Origin of the sequence: Natrarchaeobius chitinivorans, from assembly GCF_003841505.1 — an archaeon.
GTDB lineage: Archaea > Halobacteriota > Halobacteria > Halobacteriales > Natrialbaceae > Natrarchaeobius > Natrarchaeobius chitinivorans.
The window spans coordinates 142,138-160,719 of the sequence record NZ_REGA01000003.1; the positions used below are offsets into that span (position 1 = coordinate 142,138).

14 protein-coding genes and 1 pseudogene are annotated in these 18,582 nt (G+C 56.7%); 10 read left to right on the forward strand and 5 right to left on the reverse strand.

Annotated elements, in window-relative coordinates; translation table 11 throughout:
- Positions 1-390: 390 nt before the first annotated feature.
- Positions 391-1,386 (reverse strand): phosphate signaling complex PhoU family protein, encoded by a 996-nt coding sequence (locus EA473_RS05065; RefSeq protein WP_124194582.1) that lies wholly within the window; start codon positions 1,384-1,386, stop codon positions 391-393.
- A gap of 392 nt (positions 1,387-1,778) precedes the next feature.
- Here EA473_RS05065 and EA473_RS05070 point away from each other — a divergent pair, with 392 nt between their 5' ends.
- From EA473_RS05070 to EA473_RS05105, 7 genes and pseudogenes are all read left to right on the forward strand, one after another.
- Entirely contained in the window at positions 1,779-2,867 is a 1,089-nt protein-coding gene (locus EA473_RS05070; protein ID WP_124194583.1) for a PstS family phosphate ABC transporter substrate-binding protein, read from the forward strand.
- A gap of 12 nt (positions 2,868-2,879) precedes the next feature.
- Positions 2,880-3,881, forward strand: coding sequence for a phosphate ABC transporter permease subunit PstC (gene pstC / locus EA473_RS05075; protein WP_124194584.1), 1,002 nt, complete (start codon positions 2,880-2,882; stop codon positions 3,879-3,881).
- Positions 3,878-4,777, forward strand: a complete 900-nt coding sequence (gene pstA, locus EA473_RS05080) for a phosphate ABC transporter permease PstA (RefSeq protein WP_124194585.1) — start codon at positions 3,878-3,880, stop codon at positions 4,775-4,777. Before pstC ends, pstA begins: the two co-directional genes overlap by 4 nt.
- A 1-nt stretch (position 4,778) precedes the next feature.
- Positions 4,779-5,609 (forward strand): phosphate ABC transporter ATP-binding protein PstB, encoded by an 831-nt coding sequence (pstB, locus tag EA473_RS05085; RefSeq protein WP_124194586.1) that lies wholly within the window; start codon positions 4,779-4,781, stop codon positions 5,607-5,609.
- Between the two features lie 3 nt (positions 5,610-5,612).
- Positions 5,613-6,272, forward strand: coding sequence for a phosphate signaling complex protein PhoU (gene phoU / locus EA473_RS05090; RefSeq protein ID WP_124194587.1), 660 nt, complete (start codon positions 5,613-5,615; stop codon positions 6,270-6,272).
- Positions 6,272-6,696, forward strand: a pseudogene (locus EA473_RS05095) (ATP-binding cassette domain-containing protein); the annotation flags it as partial. The gene phoU and the pseudogene EA473_RS05095, both read left to right, overlap by 1 nt.
- Before the next feature lie 81 nt (positions 6,697-6,777).
- Positions 6,778-7,683 carry a metallophosphoesterase family protein gene (locus EA473_RS05105; protein ID WP_165875205.1) on the forward strand — a complete coding sequence of 302 codons (906 nt, stop codon included), beginning with the start codon at positions 6,778-6,780 and terminating at the stop codon, positions 7,681-7,683.
- 307 nt (positions 7,684-7,990) lie between these two features.
- Here the strand turns inward: EA473_RS05105 and uvrB are convergent, their stop codons facing one another.
- Positions 7,991-10,048 (reverse strand): excinuclease ABC subunit UvrB, encoded by a 2,058-nt coding sequence (uvrB, locus tag EA473_RS05110; protein ID WP_124194590.1) that lies wholly within the window; start codon positions 10,046-10,048, stop codon positions 7,991-7,993.
- Between the two features lie 322 nt (positions 10,049-10,370).
- On the opposite strand from uvrB, the gene EA473_RS05115 reads away from it, so the two are divergent.
- Positions 10,371-11,147: an IclR family transcriptional regulator gene (locus EA473_RS05115; protein WP_124194591.1), complete on the forward strand. Its 777-nt coding sequence runs from the start codon at positions 10,371-10,373 to the stop codon at positions 11,145-11,147.
- Between the two features lie 353 nt (positions 11,148-11,500).
- On the opposite strand, the gene EA473_RS05125 is transcribed toward EA473_RS05115, so the two are convergent.
- Both EA473_RS05125 and EA473_RS05130 read right to left on the reverse strand, forming a co-directional pair.
- Positions 11,501-12,244 (reverse strand): aspartate/glutamate racemase family protein, encoded by a 744-nt coding sequence (locus EA473_RS05125; RefSeq protein ID WP_243645189.1) that lies wholly within the window; start codon positions 12,242-12,244, stop codon positions 11,501-11,503.
- A 41-nt stretch (positions 12,245-12,285) separates the two neighbouring features.
- Complete coding sequence (locus EA473_RS05130; protein WP_124194592.1) at positions 12,286-13,683, reverse strand: dihydroorotase; 1,398 nt, start codon at positions 13,681-13,683, stop codon at positions 12,286-12,288.
- A gap of 154 nt (positions 13,684-13,837) precedes the next feature.
- Between EA473_RS05130 and EA473_RS05135 the strand changes: the two genes are divergently transcribed.
- Positions 13,838-15,067, forward strand: a complete 1,230-nt coding sequence (locus EA473_RS05135) for a Zn-dependent hydrolase (RefSeq protein WP_124194593.1) — start codon at positions 13,838-13,840, stop codon at positions 15,065-15,067.
- Positions 15,068-15,089: 22 nt separating this feature from the next.
- On the opposite strand, the gene EA473_RS05140 is transcribed toward EA473_RS05135, so the two are convergent.
- Positions 15,090-16,274, reverse strand: a complete 1,185-nt coding sequence (locus tag EA473_RS05140; protein ID WP_124194594.1) for a pyridoxal phosphate-dependent aminotransferase — start codon at positions 16,272-16,274, stop codon at positions 15,090-15,092.
- Between the two features lie 905 nt (positions 16,275-17,179).
- Here EA473_RS05140 and EA473_RS05145 point away from each other — a divergent pair.
- Positions 17,180-18,310: a substrate-binding domain-containing protein gene (locus tag EA473_RS05145; protein WP_165875206.1), complete on the forward strand. Its 1,131-nt coding sequence runs from the start codon at positions 17,180-17,182 to the stop codon at positions 18,308-18,310.
- Positions 18,311-18,582: the final 272 nt, after the last annotated feature.

Sequence of the window (18,582 nt, forward strand, 5' to 3'; positions counted from 1 at the left end):
CGCCGAAGCGACAGTGCGGGTGAGCCACAACGCCGAAGCGACAGAGCGAAACCCCTCGAGGGCCTCCGTCGAGACGGCGGCAGTGACGAGGAGTTACCCCCACCGAGCCCCGTGTGACGAGGGATTTTCCCGAGCCGCCGTTCTCGAGACGACTCGTCTACAGTAACAACTGCAACGATGTACACACCCATCGCCGATCAGTCTGGCGATCAGGTGTGGGATGACGCGCGGTGACAACTATATTTCCTACCACCAAGATCCACAGTCTCGACGATCGGAACCACACTGGGTCGGCGTCGAGTCGGCGCAATCGAGCGGGACGACGAATCGTGCCTCGACTTCGATCGCCCGACTGACTCACGCCTTCGGTTCCAGTCGAGGACACGGAAACTACGGACGTGGTGCGGCTTTCTGGAGCGCCGTCTCGGCGACGTTGCCGCCGTAGTCGGCGCTCCGAGAGAGCGAATCGAGGATGAGCCCGAGCGATTGCGCCTGAATCGGATCCAGTTCGCGTAACAGATCGTCGATGTGTCTGGTGTGTTCGTCGATCTCGAGGACGGACTCGAGGGCGTCGTGGCCGAGATCGTTCGCCTGGTCGGCTTCCTCGGCGAACAGCGCGTCCATCGATTTCTCGATTACGTCGGCGACGTCCGCGTGGAGGTCGAGCAACGCGTCGGCGACGTCTTCCGGGATCTCCTCGAGTTTGAGCGCGAGCTGGGCGATCTTGACGGCGTGGTCGGCGATCCGTTCGAGCTGGCGGGCGCTCGAGTGGTAGTCGAAACAGTCCTCGCGGTGGACGCCGAGTTCTTCGGCTGCGCGGGGAGAACGCAGCGTCGCACGGAAGATCCGGGAGACGACCAGCCAGAGCCGATCGACGTCGTCGTCGCGCTCGATGACGTCGCGGGCGACGTCGTCGTCGTTCTCGACGAGCGCGGTCACCGCGTCCCCGAGCATCGACGCCGCGATGAGTCGCATCCGGGTGACGCTGTTGACGATCGACAGCTCCGAGGAGTCGAGCAAATCCTGAACGACCACCCGGTCCGAGCCTTCCTCGACGATTTCGACGCCGATCAGCCCCTGGATCGCGCTCCGGATCGCCCGGCGCTGGTCGGTCGTGATACGGCCCGCCTCGAGCGTGATAACGTCGAATCCACCGACGTACATCGTCATCACGGCCCGGATCAGCTGTTCGTCCTCGAGACTCGAGACGTCGAGGGTTCCTTCCTGATGGGTTTCGTCGCTCTGTGGCGTCACCAGCAACGTATCCTCCTCCGAGTAGATTTCGACGGTGGTTCCGCTGCTGACGTCGTTTTCCGTCGCCCACGTCTTCGGGAGCGAAACGGTGTACGTCGATCCGCCGGTCACCTGGACCTTTCGGGTCTCCATACGGCGCGCTTACTACGGATTGCATATAAATTGTCTTAATCTATAGAGTCGTCCGGTTACGGCCTCGGCTCCCGACCTCGAAACAGTGTGCTATCGTGCAGTAGGACCATCAGAAACGGATTCTGTGGGAGGGCTTCTCGCAAACGTATGAATATATAGGAATCAATAGTGTGGGGGTGGCCTCGACCGAGGGGGTATTTCGATATCGTTTCGTCGTTACCAATTCTCATCGCGAAACTCTCCAATAGTCCCGTTAAATGCTTCTGTGGGCATTCTGGATTCGATCAGTAATGGCAGATATACTGTCCGGTACATAGCTCCATATCGTGCGCAGTATCCGGATATATAGATATTAGAAGCCTACTTGTTCGCGTTCGATCGTCGTCTATTCGATGACGGACAACCAGTCCGGTCGAACCGGTTTCAGTGGGGTATCGCGGCGTAACTTCGTGGCTATCGGCGCGACGGCGGGGATCATCGGCCTCGCTGGCTGTAGTAGTGACGACGGCGGAAGCGGCGGCAACGGCGGTGGAAACGGCGGCGGCAGTGGTGGCGGAAACGGGGGTGGTGATCTCTCGGGTACCATCGACGCGTCCGGATCCAACACCGTCGCCCCGATCACCTCGTGGGCCGGCGAGAACTTCTCGAACGAGTTCCCGGACGTCCTCGTCGACGTCGCGCCGGAGGGTACTGGCGCGGGCTTTCAGGAGTTCTGCCGGGCTAACTCCGACGTCCAGAGTGCGAGCCGAGCGATTACCGAAGAGGAGATCGATCTCTGTGAGGAAAACGACGTCAACTACGGCTTCCTCGAGGTCGGCCTCGACGGCCTCTCGGTCGTCAAGAACTCCGCGAACGACTGGGTCGACAATATCACGCTCGACGAACTCCAGTTGATCTGGGAGTTCGAAGCGACCGACGAAATCACTCACTGGAGCGACGTTCGCGACGAGTGGCCCGACGAGGAGATGCAACTGCACGCCCGCGACAGCGCGTCCGGGACGTTCGACTACTTCACTCGCGAGATCAACGGCGAGATGGGGAACGTTCGCGACGACTACTCCGCGACGAGCCAGACCAACGAGATCATGGCCGCGGTCGCGGACAACGAACATGGCTTTGGCTGGGGTGGACTGGGATACCTCCGAGAGATCGAGGATGACCAGCCGATCGAAGCTGTTCCGGTAGAGAGCGACGCCGACGGCGAGTTCTACCTTCCGACGCAGGAAAACATCGAAGAAGGGCTGTACTCGCCGCTCGCCCGGCCACTGTTTGCGTTCGTTAACGTCGCGAGCCTCGAAGAACGAACGGATCTTATTGGCTCGTTCGCCCGGTTCTACACCAACGGCCAACACGATTTCGCTCGCGACGAAGGCTTCTACGCGACGACGGACGAGGCGCAGGCGGAAAACCACGACAAGATCGACGACTGGCTCGACCAGGTCGGCGCATCGCCGGACGACCTCACCGTCCAACGCGACTAGCTTCCCAACCCAATGAGTACGGACGTAACCGACGGATCAGGGCCGGGGATACGCGGCGACGGGGCGGTCGGTGCAGATAATGCGACCGACCGGCGAGTCCGCCGACTCCTCTTTGGCTGTGCCGTGATCACGGTCCTGACCACGCTTGCGATTTTTTTCGTGTTGATCGACAACGCGGCGAGTTACTTCTTCGGCGCGAAACTCACCGAGATGCTACTCGGAGCGAGCGTCGAGCGAACGGTGAAGTTCACCGAGTTCTTCACCGGAACGCGGTGGGCTCCAGACCACGCGACGCCGGGTCACGGCGTGTTACCGATCGTCTTCGGGACGCTCGCGATCACCGTCGGCGCGGCGTTCGTCTCGATCCCGATCGGGACGGCGACGGCGATCTATCTCTCGGAGTACTCCTCGAAGGGCGTTCGCTCGAAGCTCAAGCCGACCCTCGAGATCCTCGCCGGGATTCCGACGATCGTCTACGGCTACTTCGCGATCGCGTTCATCAATCCGATGATCGTCGCACCGATCGCCGAGACGGTGTTCGACATCAACATGGGCCGGTACAGCCTGCTCTCGGGAATGCTCGTCGTGGGTATCATGACGATTCCGATGGTGTCCTCGATCAGCGAGGACGCCATGTCGGCCGTGCCGGACGATCTCAGAAACGGTGCGTACGCCCTCGGCGCGACGAAGTTCGACGTCTCGACGAGAATCGTTCTCCCGGCATCGATTTCGGGGGTCTTCGCGTCGTACATCCTCGCCGTCTCCCGGGCGATCGGTGAGACGATGGCGGTCACGCTCGCCGCCGGGATGCAACCTCAGATCACGGCCAACCCCTTCGCCGAGATCATGACGATGACGGCGTACATGGTGAAGATGGCGCGCGGAACGACCGCCGTCGGAACCGTCGAGTACCAGTCGCTGTTCGCCGTCGGCCTGTTGTTGTTCGTCATGACGTTGAGTATGAACCTACTAAACGACTGGTTCAAACGCCGATTCCAGGAGGAGTACCGATGAGTTCCGAAACGGACCACGACCTGTTCGCCGACGTCGACCTCGGCTGGGAGCACCGGAAAAACCGGATCTTCCTCGGGATAATCTTCGCGGCGTCGATGTTCGGCGTCGTCATGCTCGCGTTGCTATTGTTCGACGTCGCCACCGACCTTTACGTCGGGCTGACCGAGTACAACATCAACCTCGTCGACTTCCTCACCCGAGACGGCTCCCGCCGCGAGGAACTGTCCGGGTTCAGGGGCGCGATCGTCGCGTCGATCATGTTGATGGTCCTGGTCACATTCCTGGCGTTTTTCGTCGGCGTCGGCTCCGCGATCTACCTCGAGGAGTACGCGCCGGACAATCGTATCACGCGACTCATCGAGGCGAACCTGGCGAACCTCGCGGGAGTCCCCTCGATCGTCTACGGACTGCTCGGGCTGGCGGCGTTCGTCAACGGGGTCGGTATGGGACCGATCCTGCTGGCCGGGGCGATCGCGCTCGGCTTGCTCGTCATGCCGATCATCATCGTCTCCGCACAGGAGGCGCTGCGGGCGGTCCCCGACGGCGTCAGAAACGGCTCGCTGGCGACTGGTGCGACCCAGTGGCAGACGATCCGGAACGTCGTGCTCCCGGCGGCGATGCCCGGCATCATGACTGGAACCATCCTCGCTCTCGCACGCGCGATCGGCGAAACTGCTCCGCTGATCATGGTCGGCGCGATCTTCATCAACCGGATGCCCAGGGGACCGTTCGACCGATTCAGCGCTATGCCGACCCAGATCTACAACTGGGCGAACGAACCGAGCCAGCACTTCATCCACCTCGCCGCGACCGGGATCGTGGTGCTGCTTTCGTTCCTGTTCGTCATGAACCTGATCGCGATCTACATCCGCCACCGGTACGAGACGGAGATTTAACATGTCGACCGAAGAACAATCGCTGATTACGACCGAGGTACAGACCGAGAACACGACGCGTACCGATCGACCCGACGAGACCGTCCTCGAGTCCCGGGGTCTCGACGTCCACTACGGTGACGAACGGGCGCTTTCGGACGTCTCGATCGAAATCCCCGAACACAAGGTCACCGCGATCATCGGTCCGTCGGGCTGTGGGAAGTCGACGTTCTTGCGTTCGATCAATCGCATGAACGACCAGATCGACGCCTGTCGTGTCGATGGCGAACTGTACTTCCACGGGAAGAACGTCTACGACGACGACGTCGACCCGGTCGCGCTGCGGCGCAAAATCGGTCAGGTGTTCCAGAAACCGAACCCGTTCCCCAAGTCGGTCTACGACAACGTCGCCTACGGGCTTCGTGTTCAGGGGCTTGACGACAAACTCGACCTCGACGACGCCGTCGAACGCGCACTCCGCGGCGCAGCGCTGTGGGACGAAGTGGAGGGCAAACTCGACTCGAGCGGACTCGACCTCTCGGGCGGACAACAACAGCGTCTCTGTATCGCGCGGGCGATCGCGACCGATCCGGAAGTAATCCTGATGGACGAGCCGACGAGCGCGCTCGACCCCGTCGCGGCGTCGAAGATCGAGGACCTGATCGACGAACTCGTCGAGGAGTACACGGTCGTCATCGTCACCCACAACATGCAACAGGCCGCTCGCATCTCCGATAAGACGGCGGTGTTTCTCACCGGCGGCGAACTCGTCGAGTTCGACGACACCGCGACGATCTTCGAGGACCCAGCCGACGACCGCGTCGAAGACTACATCACCGGCAAGTTCGGCTGATCCATGGCGCGAATCGAGTACCAAGAACAGCTCGAGGCCCTCCGAGAGGACGTCCTCGAGATGAGCGACGTCGTCTGTCAGCGCCTGCGCCGGGCGCTCGAGGCCTACGAGACGGCCGACGCCGCGCTCGCGGATCGCGTGATCGCGGGCGATCACGGGATCAACGAACTGTACCTCGACCTCGAGAGCGACTGTATCGACCTCTTTGCGCTCCAGCAGCCGGTCGCGGGCGACCTCCGATTCGTCGCCGCCTCGTTCAAGATCATCACCGACCTCGAGCGGATCGCCGACCTCGCGGTCAACTTAGCCGAGTACGCGAAGCGAGGCGATCGGGATCGCTACCCCGAGATCGACGTCGTCCACATCGGCACCGAAACCGTGATGCTGGTCGAAGACGCCATGCGGGCGTACGCGACGGACGATGCCGACGCGACGTACGAGATCGCCGCAACCGACGACGAGATCGACGAACTCTGTGGCCGTGCGAGTCGCATCGTCGCTCGCGACCTCGTCCGGATCGACGCTGTCGACGACGATCTCCTCGAGGAAGTTTCGCGAATGCTGTTGACGATTCGCGATCTCGAACGGGTGGGCGATCACGCGGTGAATATCGCCGCTCGAACGCTGTACGTGGTCGAGAACGACGACGAGCTGATCTACTGATGAGTCAGGGACGACTCTCGAACGAGTTCGAACCGGTCGAACGGAAGGTTCAACTCGCCGGCAACTCGACGTTCGTCGTTTCGCTCCCGAAGGAGTGGGCCAGATCACAGGACCTCGAGTCGGGACACTCGATGTATCTCTACCCGCACGACGATTGGCTGATCGCCGCCACGGGAACGGTCTCGGACCGGACCCGTTCGGTTACCGTGGATGCGACGTTGACGGGCCTCGAGGTCACGAAACGACGGATCGAATCGGCCGTACGTCGCGGGATACGACCGGATCGCGATCGCCGGAACTGACGCGCTCGACGACGTCTCCTTCGAGATTTCCGACGGCGAGTTCGTGATCGTTCTTGGCGTCTCAGGATCGGGCAAGTCGACGCTGTTGCGGTGTCTGAACGGACTGACGGAGCCGATCGATTGCACCGTTCGCCTCGACGTCGAACTCAATGCACGAACAGGTGAAGACGAACGGGTTTGGTTCCAGCGCGGAGCGAACCCGTATGGACCGTCACGCGATCGCCGACCGACGAACGATCGCCCGATTCGATACCCCACGAACGGATAGATCGACTCGAATCGCCGTCGTCAGCGACGTTCACCTCACGCTCGACTCGCCCGAAACGAGTTCGTCGTCGGGACGCGAAGCGGTCTTGCGACGGACCGTCCGTGATATTCGCCGGCTGGCACCCGACGGCGTCGTCTTCCTCGGCGATCTCACGGACGGATCGGCGGCTGCGGCGACGGCGTTCGATCGCGCCGCGGGGCGACTCGAGGGGAGCGTCGTCGGCGTGCCGGGGAACCACGACCCTTCCCCCATTTCCCCGCGACTCGAGCCGTACGCAGAAGCTGGGCCCTCCCCGGTCGTAGAACGGATCGGGGGCGTGACGGTCGTCGGAATCGACAGCCGTGGGGGAGTGACCGACCGACAGCTTCGGCGATTGGATCGGGCGCTCGCGTCCGCGTCGAGCCCGTCGATCGTTGCGCTCCACCACGCGCTTCCGGGCCCCGTCGCGAACCTTCGGGGCGCGGCCGACGGTGCGCCAGCGGAGACGCGGATCACCGATCCGGTCACCAACCACGGGGGGCTGCTGGCGATCTGTCGTCGTCGAAACGTCGCGGTGGCGCTGTGCGGACACGTCCACACGCTCGATGCGGTCCGATCCGGTGGCATCCGGCAGGTCGTCGCCCCGCCGTTGTGTACGCCACCGGGCGGGTATCTCCTGCTCGATGTAACCCCGTCCGGAACCGCGGTTACGTTCGTTCCCGTCGACGGCCTTCCCACCCTCGAGACGCCACCGAACGCGGATCCGGTGGAGCGGTGGCTGTGCCGACTCTCGGCGAGCCGCCTCCGGGACGCGCCGATTGTGACCGAGTCGACGGCTCGAGTCAAAGGGAGTCGACCGTAGACGGTGTCGGTCCGATGATCTGGAGTGACACAGCACGCGATTACGACGACCGCAGCGGCGGGAACGTCTGGAGACGGCGACGGCGTACTCCCGACCGTCGACCGACCTCGAGGTCGATCGTCGTCCGTACGACGACCGAACCGACCGGTGGACGGTTGTCCCGCGAGAGTGTACCGCGGAGAAGTGACTAACGGTCTGGCCGTCGGTCGACCCGCAGTCGTTCGTCGAACTCGACGAAGCGCGCTAGCGGGGCACGAAGCCGACCTGATGCGACAAGGGGCCGGATCGATTCGGCCCCCTCATCCGGTCAGAATTCCTCGGCTGGCGGGGCGATTCCCTCGTCCTCGTCGCTTGCGAGGTCGAACTCTTCGCGCACCTCCCGGATCCGATCCCGAATGTCCGCGGCCAGTTCGAACTCGAGGTTGCTCGCGGCCTCCTCCATCCGCTCTTCGAGGTCCGCCACGTAGCGGGCGGCCTCGTCCTCGTCGGCGAGGTCCTGGCCGGAGACGCTCGAGGTGTCGGTCTTCGATCCGGGAAGGTTCGTCTCGCCGACTTCCTTCTCGATCGTCGTCGGTTCGTTGCCGTGTTCGGCGTTGTACTCCTGCTGGATCCGGCGGCGACGCTGGGTCTCCTCGATCGCCGACTCCATCGCGTTCGAGGGATCGTCGGCGTAGAGGACGACCTCGCCGTTGACGTTTCGGGCGGCCCGCCCCATCGTCTGGACGAGCGTCGTCTCGCTTCGGAGAAAGCCCTCCTGATCGGCGTCCAGAATCGCAACGAGGCTCACTTCGGGAATGTCAAGCCCCTCCCGCAGGAGGTTGATCCCGACGAGAACGTCGATCTCGCCGAGTCGCAGCGAGCGGATGATCTCGTGGCGCTCTAGCGTGTCGGTCTCGTCGTGCATGTACTCGACGTCGACGCCGGACTCCTCTAGGTACTCGGTGAGATCCTCGGCCATCCGCTTGGTCAGCGTGGTCACCAGCGTCCGCTCGTCCCGTTCGATCCGCCCGTCGATCCGGTCCAGAAGGTCGTCGATCTGCCCGCTCGCCGGCGAGACCTCGACTGCAGGATCGACTAGATGTGTCGGCCGAACGATCTGTTCGACGATTTTATCCGATTCCTCGCGCTCGTGGTCGCTGGGGGTCGCCGAGACGTACAGCATCTGGTTCGTCTTCTCTTCGAACTCCTCGAACGTCAGCGGTCGGTTATCGTACGCCGTCGGCAACCGGAACCCGTTTTCGACTAGCGAATCCTTTCGTGACTTATCGCCGGCGTACTGGCCGCGAACCTGGGGAAGGGTGACGTGAGATTCGTCGACGACGGTCAGGAAGTCCTCCGGGAAGTAATCGAGCAACGTGTACGGAGCCTCGCCCGACTCCCGATCCGAGAGATACACCGAGTAGTTCTCGATTCCAGAACAGTAGCCCGTTTCGGCCATCATCTCGAGGTCGAACGTCGTCCGTTCCTCGATGCGCTGGGCCGCGATCATATCGCCCTTGCGTTCGAAATACGAGATGCGAGAGTCGAGGTCCTCGCGGATCTCGTCCATCGCGCGCTCGAGTTTCGACTCCGGAATGGAGTAGTGCTCGGCCGGGTGGACGAGGACGGCCCGCTGTTCGCCTTTGGCTTCGCCCTCGAGGGGATCGACCTTGATCATGCGATCGATCTCGTCACCCCAGAGCTCGACGCGGACGGCGTACCGGCCGTACATCGGGTAGATCTCGATCGTATCGCCGCGAACGCGAAACGTCCCCTGCGTGAAGTCGACGTCGTTTCGTTCGTAGTTCAGGTCGACCAGCCGCTTCAACAACTCGTCGCGGCCGACCTCCTCGCCGACCTCGAGTCGCATCGCCATGTCGACGTAGTTACGCGGATCACCGAGGCCGTAGATCGCCGAGACCGACGCTACGACGATCACGTCTTCGCGGGTGAGCAGCGACCGGGTTGCGGAGTGACGGAGCCGGTCGATCTCGTCGTTGATCGAAGCGTCCTTGTCGATGTACGTATCGGTCTGCTCGACGTAGGCCTCGGGCTGGTAGTAGTCGTAGTAGGAGACGAAGTACTCGACCGCGTTCTCCGGAAACAGGGACCGAAACTCCTCGTACAGCTGGGCCGCGAGCGTCTTGTTGTGTGCGATGACGAGCGTCGGCTTCTGTATCTCCTCGATCACCCACGAGACGGTGTTCGTCTTCCCCGATCCGGTCACTCCCAGCAGCGTCTGTTCGTCCAGTCCCGCACGGAACCCCTCCGCGAGTTCCGCGATCGCCTCCGGTTGATCCCCGGCGGGATCGAACGGTGCGTCGACCTCGAACGGGCGGTCGACGTCGGGGCGATCCGGTTGCAGCGGGCCTCGAGTGTCACTCATTATCGGCTTCACGGGGTCGAGACACTTTACCCGCTCGCATCTCGCGTGGCGGTCGCATACTTCCGAACTAACGACCACCGTGCACCAACCGAATCCACGCTATCAGTTGTTGCTATAGTAGCCACCGGAAGTCAGTGCACACCCGATCGCCGATCCGTCCCGGACCCGGTGTGCAATGACGTTCAGTGGCTACTATAACTCTCTATACTTTCTCTGGTACTGATATGGGTGGCCGATCAAACCATCTGCAGTTCCACAGGATCTGCTGTAATCCATTTCCCTGGTCCGCAAGAGAAAAGTATATTATTCCCGTTTAGAAGATATGGCCGGAAACGACACCGGAGATTCGGAGGGGGAGATAACTTCTGTTTTACGGGGGTTCGAAATTCTGGAACTTTTGAAGAATAGTGGCCCAATGACCGTTTCAGAAGTATCAGAAGAATTGGATCTCCCGTGGAGCACGACACATATTTATTTACAAACTCTGGTCAAATCAAGTTCTGTTATCAGAACCGATAACGAGTACGACTTGAGTTACATGTTCCTCCACTATGGGGGGGAGTACAGACAAAGATCAGCCATATTTGAGACAGCAAGAAAAAAGATTGACGAACTAGCTCAAGAGACTGGAGAAATTGTGGACCTGGGCGTAGAAGAAGACGGACAGCGAGTGTTAATCTACAAATCTGAAGGGAAAGAAGGGATATATGACAATCCCCCAATCGGCGAATATACGAATATGCATTGGACTGCACTTGGGAAGGTTCTTCTTGCCCAACAGTCCGATGAGCGGGTGAAACAGATCGTCTCTCAGCACGGTCTGCCACAGGCAACAGAATATACGATTACGAAAGAATCTACGCTATTTGATAGGTTGGATGAAATCCGTGAAAGGGGATTCGCCATCGAGGATGAGGAACGTCGATTGGGGGTAAAAGGGATAGCGGCGCCCATATTGGATCAATCGTCTGAGGAGGCGCCTGGTGCTCTGTCGATTTCGGGACCAAAGAATCGGTTCCACGACGATCGAATCAGTGAGTTGGCGGAATACTTAAACGAGTCGATAAATATAATCGAGTTAAAATACAATTATAATTGATTCTGAGTAATGCCTGCGTTAGAGTGAGATATGCAACTATAGTAGCCACAGGACGTCACCGCACACCTGATCGCACGACGAGCGCGCGGTTCGGAGCGTACGCGGTTCGGAGCGTACGCGGTTCGGAGCGAACGAAGTGAGCGAGAACCGCGGAACAGCGAGCGGGGAGGGACGACTCGTGAGCGAACGAAGTGAGCGAGAACCGCGGACTGGCGAACGGCTACCGACCGGAACCGTGAGCGAGTGGACACGGGCGAGAACCGCGATGATTCGAACGGGGAACGCAGTTACCCGTGAGCGGTGCGATCAGTGTGCAATTAGTTCCAGTTGTTACTATATTCTTGACTGAGTTATTAGAATTGGTAGAGCTGTTCGTACCCCTCGATGCGCTTCGATTCTGGTTGTTTATATGTCATCACTTTGCTTGTAGTCTTTCCTAACCGTACTAGTGATTCAGTAAGCACGGAGGCAGCAGCAGTACTGTCGATGACTGGAACTGGTAGTTCCGCTTCCAGCTCACGATCCAGGCCCCCCATTCCGGCACACCCCAGACAAATGACTTCTGCGTTGTCTTCGCGAATCGCGTCTTTGCTCGCTTCAAGGAGTGCCGAAACAGTAGCTTCTCGATCGTGTTCTGTTTCAACAACTGTTAAATCTGTGCATCTGACAGATTGACACTTATCTTCGAGTCCTGACTTCTTTACTGTTCCTTCGGTAAGATTTCGTGCTCGAGGAAGAACGGTAACTACAGAGAAGTTTGCCCCAAGCATGTTTGCGATATACATGGACGCCTCTCCAATCCCGACGACCGGTTTTGAGGTAATCTCGCGACAAGCATTGATACCGGGATCTCCCCAGCAAGCATTAATATATGCATCATATGCCGAATCCTCTTCCCGCTCTGATTTTAGAATTTCTTCTAGCACTCCAGGAATAGACAAATAATCGTCATAGTACGATTCAATACTCTCTGGGCCATGGTCAGGAGAGACGCCAACAACGTCTGTCTCTGGTGAAGTATATTTGTTGGCAACTTCTTGGATATTCTGCGTCATTTCTTCTGTCGTATTTGGGTTTATAGCTTTGATTTTTATCATTGTGATAAGTTATTACTGGATACTGGTTGTTGATTGTGATGTTAGTTCTGCCAATCTGGGACTTCGCGAGCAACGTACTTTCCATGACCAGGGCTTCCGACGACGTGTTCATCACGGACGACAAACTCTCCACGGACCATCGTATGAGTGACGCTACCCTGAATCGTTCTCCCGTCATAGATTGAATAATCCGATTTAGATGCATTATCTTCGGATGTGATCGTATGACGCTTACTTGGATCGAAGAACACGAGGTCAGCATCAGTTCCCGGTTCGAGTGTACCCTTATTCGAGAAACCAAAGATCTGGGCTGGCTGTGTTGACATCACTTTGACGACAAAGGATGGCGAGTAGTTTCTGCGATTGACAGCTTCATCGTAAAATACGGGCAACGATCGTTGTAGGCTATTCGCACCGTACGGACAATCCCACCAGTTTTCTACGGATTTCCTATCACGAGTATATGCAACGTGGTCGGTAGACACAACATCTAACGTCCCTTCCGATAGATACTCGAACATTGACTCCACGTCACTCGGCGATCTGATCGGAGGCGACAGTTGTGCGAGGGTTCCGATTTCGGAAAAGACCGAGTCATCAAGCGCGGCGTAATGCGTGCACGTTTCACCACGAACAAGCTCGCTTCCGTATTCGCCCCGATACCGTTTGATCACCTCGCCAGCCTTCTGGCAACTCGTATGAATCCCGTAGTACTTGCAGTTGGCCTCCATGGCCATTCGGAGTGCGTCATCCGCAGCCATCGCTTCGGCATAGTCGGGTCGGGAATCAGGATAGTCTGTGGGATCACCTCGATCTTGTTCTTTGAGTATCTTCGTTTGCTCTTCGCAGACGGATTCATCTTCAGTATGTAGAACAGCAACAGCGTCTAAGTTAGAGAGATGATCGAATACTCGCCCCATGAACCCGTTCGATACCCCCCAATCGTAAACCGAGAACATCTTGAACGACGTTACACCTTCATCAATAACCTCTGACAATTCTTCAAAAAGATCTGGGTCTTCTCGAATTATCGTCCCATGAAGGCCATAGTCGATCAGGGACTCGCCTGCTGTGCTTTTTTGATACTCAATCCCGTCTAACAACGTCCCCGTTTCAGGGTCGTCTGCCCCTTTTTCGGCCCCCTGCCATGCAAAATCGATAATTGTCGTTACTCCTCCGAGAGCGGCCGCAGCGCTACCAGTATCGTACGTTTCTAGGGGGTCATCGATGAACGGATTCGTCCCGTCAAAATGGACGTGTGGATCGACGATACCCGGTAGCACGAGATAACCGCTTGCATCTATTGTTTGCGACGAATTGGGAAGCGTTGATTCGTCACCGACCGCTACAATTTTTTCTCCGTCGATCGCTATTCCAGTTTCTAATATACTGTCTGCGGTAACTAGTGTTCCGTTTTTAATAACCGTGTCTACCGGCATACCTGGCACTTATCACCTATGTATAATAAAAATATCGCCCCCCGTTTATCATCATTAATGCACACAATGGGAAGACAGAATCACCGAATAGGGGTAAGGCACATCGTTTTCCTTCTTCCACTACTTTTAATACGGGTGGAAATCGCCAATTGGTATGGACATACAACTAGACGAGCATCGTCTCCGATCAACGTTCGAACGATACTCCGAAATTGGCGGAACTGAAGACGGAGGCCTCCACAGACTTGCACTTTCCGATGCTGATAAGAAGACTCGAGATACCTTGATTTCGGACCTGGAGGCAGTCAATGCATCAGTTCGGATCGATAGGGTCGGCAATATCTTCGGCCGGCGTGAAGGCACTGATCCCGATGCGGATCCGATCCTCATTGGGTCCCATCTCGATTCTCAACCGTATGGCGGTCGGTACGATGGCCAGTTAGGGGTTATAGCAGCGCTCGAAACGCTCCGTACATTTGAGGAGGAGGGAATCGAGACGCGACATCCCATTGAGTTGGTTAACTGGACGAACGAAGAAGGGGCGCGATTTGATCTCGCACCGCTGGGCGTTGGCGTTTTTACCGGCAAGTACTCCTTAGACGAAGCACTGAGTTCCACTGATGACAATGGCACGACGGTCAAAGAAGAGTTAGAGCGGATCGAATATGACGGCACTGAACCCTGTGAACCGTTCGATATTGATTCCTACCTCGAATTACACATCGAACAAGGACCCGAATTAGAACGCCGCGGAACAAATGTTGGAATTGTCACTGGAATTGTCGGATTGTCGTGGCTGAACGCCACGTTCCAGGGTGAGGCAGATCATGCCGGAACCACTCCCATGTACGATCGGAAGGACGCCATGGTCGCTGCGAGTCGTGGGATCGGAAACGCAAATACTATTCCTGCAAAGCTCCCAAGCGACACGGTCATAACGGCAGGAGAAGTGACTGTCCAACCAAATTCGACCAATATCATTCCTGGAGAGGTGGTGTGTAAGTTTGATATCCGAAGCTATGATGACGATGCTAGGAACGAAGCTGTCAGCAGGCTAAAAGAGGAATTAACGATAGCCGCTGACCGAGAGGACGTCGACGTGACGTTCGAAGAGGTGTATCATACGTCGTCCTCGACATTCAGTCCACGAATTAGAAAAGCAATCCAGCGCTCGGCCCAGGACAGAGAGTACAGTGCCACCGAAATGGTGAGTAAAGCGGGGCACGATGCAATGTATATGATCGATGTCACCGACGCAGGGATGGTTTTCGTTCCGAGTGTCGACGGGAAAAGCCACTCTGAAGACGAGTTCACTCGGTGGGAGGACGTTGTCGCAGGAACAGAGGTGTTCGCTCGTACGGTCCACGAACTCGCGACCAAGTAATGATAATTAATCAGACTGGAGTTTAGAGCACTTCATTCAGGAACGCTTCGATACGATCAAGTCCTTCATTGACGCGGTTGATATTGTTCGCAAAACTGATCCGAACGAACCCGTCACCAGCATCACCGAACCCGCTCCCTGGGGCAGTGACGACGCCGTGGTCTAACAGAAGCCGTTCGGATATTTCTTCGCTTGACAGGCCTGTATCTCGCATATCAAGGAAGGCATAGAAGCTTCCCTCGGGAACGGGACATGAGACCCCTTGAAGTGAATCGACACGGTCGGCGACACGATCCCGGCGCTCACGATACTTCTCATTCATCCGACGGACTGGCTCTTTTGGCCCCTCTAGTGCCGCGATTGCAGCGTGCTGGGATACGTTCGACGCACAAGCAGTGGTGTTTTCGTGGAGTTTCGTAGCCTGTGAGATGACATCTTCGGGGCCTGCAAGCCAGCCAACTCGCCATCCAGTCATCGCAAATCGTTTGGAACAGGAATTTACAATTAGGAGGTGATCGGCTTTGCCGATTGTATCGGCGATTGCGACCGACTCGTCGTCATATACGATGGTGTTGTAAACCTCGTCAACGAGGAGATACGCATCGTGTTCTTCTGCAAGATCGGCGATCTGTTCTACCTTACTGGCATCATATATTCTACCTGTTGGATTCGACGGGCGGGTCAGAACGACGAGACTTGTGTCATCCGAGATTGTCTCCTCAATTGTGTCAAGGTCGATCTCAAATGAACCACCGGATAGTGGGACTGTTTTCGGAACCCCGCCAACCATCTTCGTTTGTGCTTGGTAACTTGGCCAAGCAGGTGTTGGAATAATGACCTCATCTCCTGAATCAACAACAGTCAGCATCGCGAGGTACAACGCCTCCATACCGCCGTTCGTCACGACGATATCTGTGGCAGGGTTATAATCTGCTCCGAGTTTACCATGTCGAGCAATTGCCTCGCGGAGATTCAATAGACCCGCATTGGCGGTGTAATCCGTTTTACCCGCTTCAGCGGCTTGAGCTCCGGCTTGGACAATATGTTCTGGCGTATCGAAATCTGGTTCGCCGATTTCGAGGTGAACGAGATCCCCGTCATAATCAGCTGCTCGATCAAACATTATTCGAATACTTGATCGGTCAACACTCCGTGATCGAGCGGATACCCCTCTATATTGGGGCGGCTGCGGCTCATCTGAAGCCATAACTATACCGGCATGTTGCCAGTATTTATACCTTTCGGGTTGAGAGGGATTCCGGCTGGCACAGCAAACACCGAACCGACTCCAGATCAAAGGTGGTAAAACAAAAACACACAGAAGGCAATCTCAACTATATTGAGGGGTACTACAAATCAATTGCTTATATGTATGGCCTTCCTGGCCAGAATTTACGAGTAACTCCTGGAAATTACATATGTGCCCATGTAATACGGTGAGTGTCTACCGTATCAGGTATTTGGAATGCAATTTTGCTATAGAAGTAGGGATGCGTGTGACCACTCATCTCAACTATGTTGATATTACCGCTACTGGTCCGTGTAACCCTGATCGTTTATATTCTCGGTTCCAGGTCGACCCAGAAATTACACATGTACATGTGTAATTCGAGACCATCGAATCGTGCGATTCAGTTGGAAGCGACACACCTGAAAGAGGCCGACATCTCAATAATATTGAGGTGGGGTGGGAATACTCGAAAGCACTTCTATCTACGAAGGACGGCTGATTCAGAATGGGCAACTCAGCCGACCTGGGAAGAATCAAAAACCACACGTCAGCATAACTTGCATCGATGGCGCTTCCGGCGCGTAAACTAACTATGACAGCAAGACCCCGGTATTGCGCCATGTTGCAGGTAGGTTGTTCGGTCTGGTGGTTCGAGGAATATCTCCCGATGAAAACCACTGCAAAGTACTACTGATATTGGCAACGTAGTAGAGGAACTCAGTCGGCCGATGAACACCGTTAGATTGCCGAATTGATCAACTGACCACAACGATGATCGAATTCTTTGAGTACTCAGTCTACTCCGTAGGCAAGTCAATACCGATGACAGCATTCGTCCAAATCAAAGATTATATATGTGTGGAATGTATCTGGTGGTGTGTATGGTGGTAGGCCCTAGCGATAATGATCACAAGTACCGACGACGCAAATTGTTAACACTCGGTTCGGCGGTGGCCCTTGGTGGTTTGGCCGGTTGTGTTGGTGATGACGACGAGGATAGTGATGGATCCCCAGTAAATGGGGATGAATCCTCAGGAAATGGCGGTGGATCCGATAACGGTGACGATGATACGATGTTGATTGGATTTGCAAATAAAACGCTTGGAGTGCCGTTTTTTGCCCGTCAAGAGGATGGATTCCATCAGGCTGTCGAAACTGACCTGGCCGATCACCCGTCGCACTTGGAGGCCAGCGAGATCGAAGGGGCAGGCATTGAGGTTCCTTCATTAGACGGTTCGACGTTCAATGCAGAAATGTCCGAGTCTAGCCAGATAGATCAACTCGAAACCTTTCTCTCCCGTGATCCGGACGCCGTGATTATCAACCCAGTCAGTCCGACAGGGGCTAATCCCGCACTTGAAGAGTACCGCGAAGAGGATATTCCAGTAATCAATATTGACACAGAAATAACCGAGTTTGAGCCCGATACATACATCGCGTCTCGGAACATCGAGCTAGGTCGACGGGCGGGTGAACTCCTGCTCGAATTCCTGGATGATGCTTACGATAAGTCCTCTTATAATGTGGTCGAGCTCCAGGGAGCCGCGGGTGACGTCGGTACAAGAGAACGACACTCCGGGTTTAGAGAAGCGCTGGAGGATTCCTCCGTTGACGTAATCGGTGACGAACATGCTGACTGGGCAGCACAGCAAGCGCTTGATGCAATGGAAGATATGATCACTCGTCACGGAGAGGATATTGACGGTGTGTACGCACACAACGACTTTATGGCCGAAGGTGCATATCAAGCATTAGAAGGCAGCGACATGGGACCACTTCCAACCACCAGCATCGATGGATCTGAACTCTGGGTCACCAAGTTTGATGAGTATGAGTACTATGGCAGTATCGCACAGCAGCCAGAGAACATGACCAGACTTGGCATCGAGAAGGCTCTCATGGTTGCAAATGATATCGACATTCAGGACTACTACCCGATCCCTGGAATCCGAGTGACCTCGGAAAACGCCGAAGATTACCTCGCCGAATTCTTCCCTGACGCAGAAATGTAAACGCTGAGCGCTGGGATGAGTTTAGTCGAGCTGTCTAGCTAGCCCCCTCTCTAAACGTGATTAAGGGTGTCCACAGAGCAGTCGTGTAGATTCACCACCTCCCAATAGCGTGCCATAGAATCTAACTCTTCGCTTGAGTTTCTCGCGTCCTATAGGTTCGCTACATTACCCATACCGTTGTGACCATTGTGGGTATTTATTTCAATTGAGTGGGTGAGAATCCTTGGCAGATGCGTGGCAGAGAGTTATAGAAACTATTTAATAGGATTACC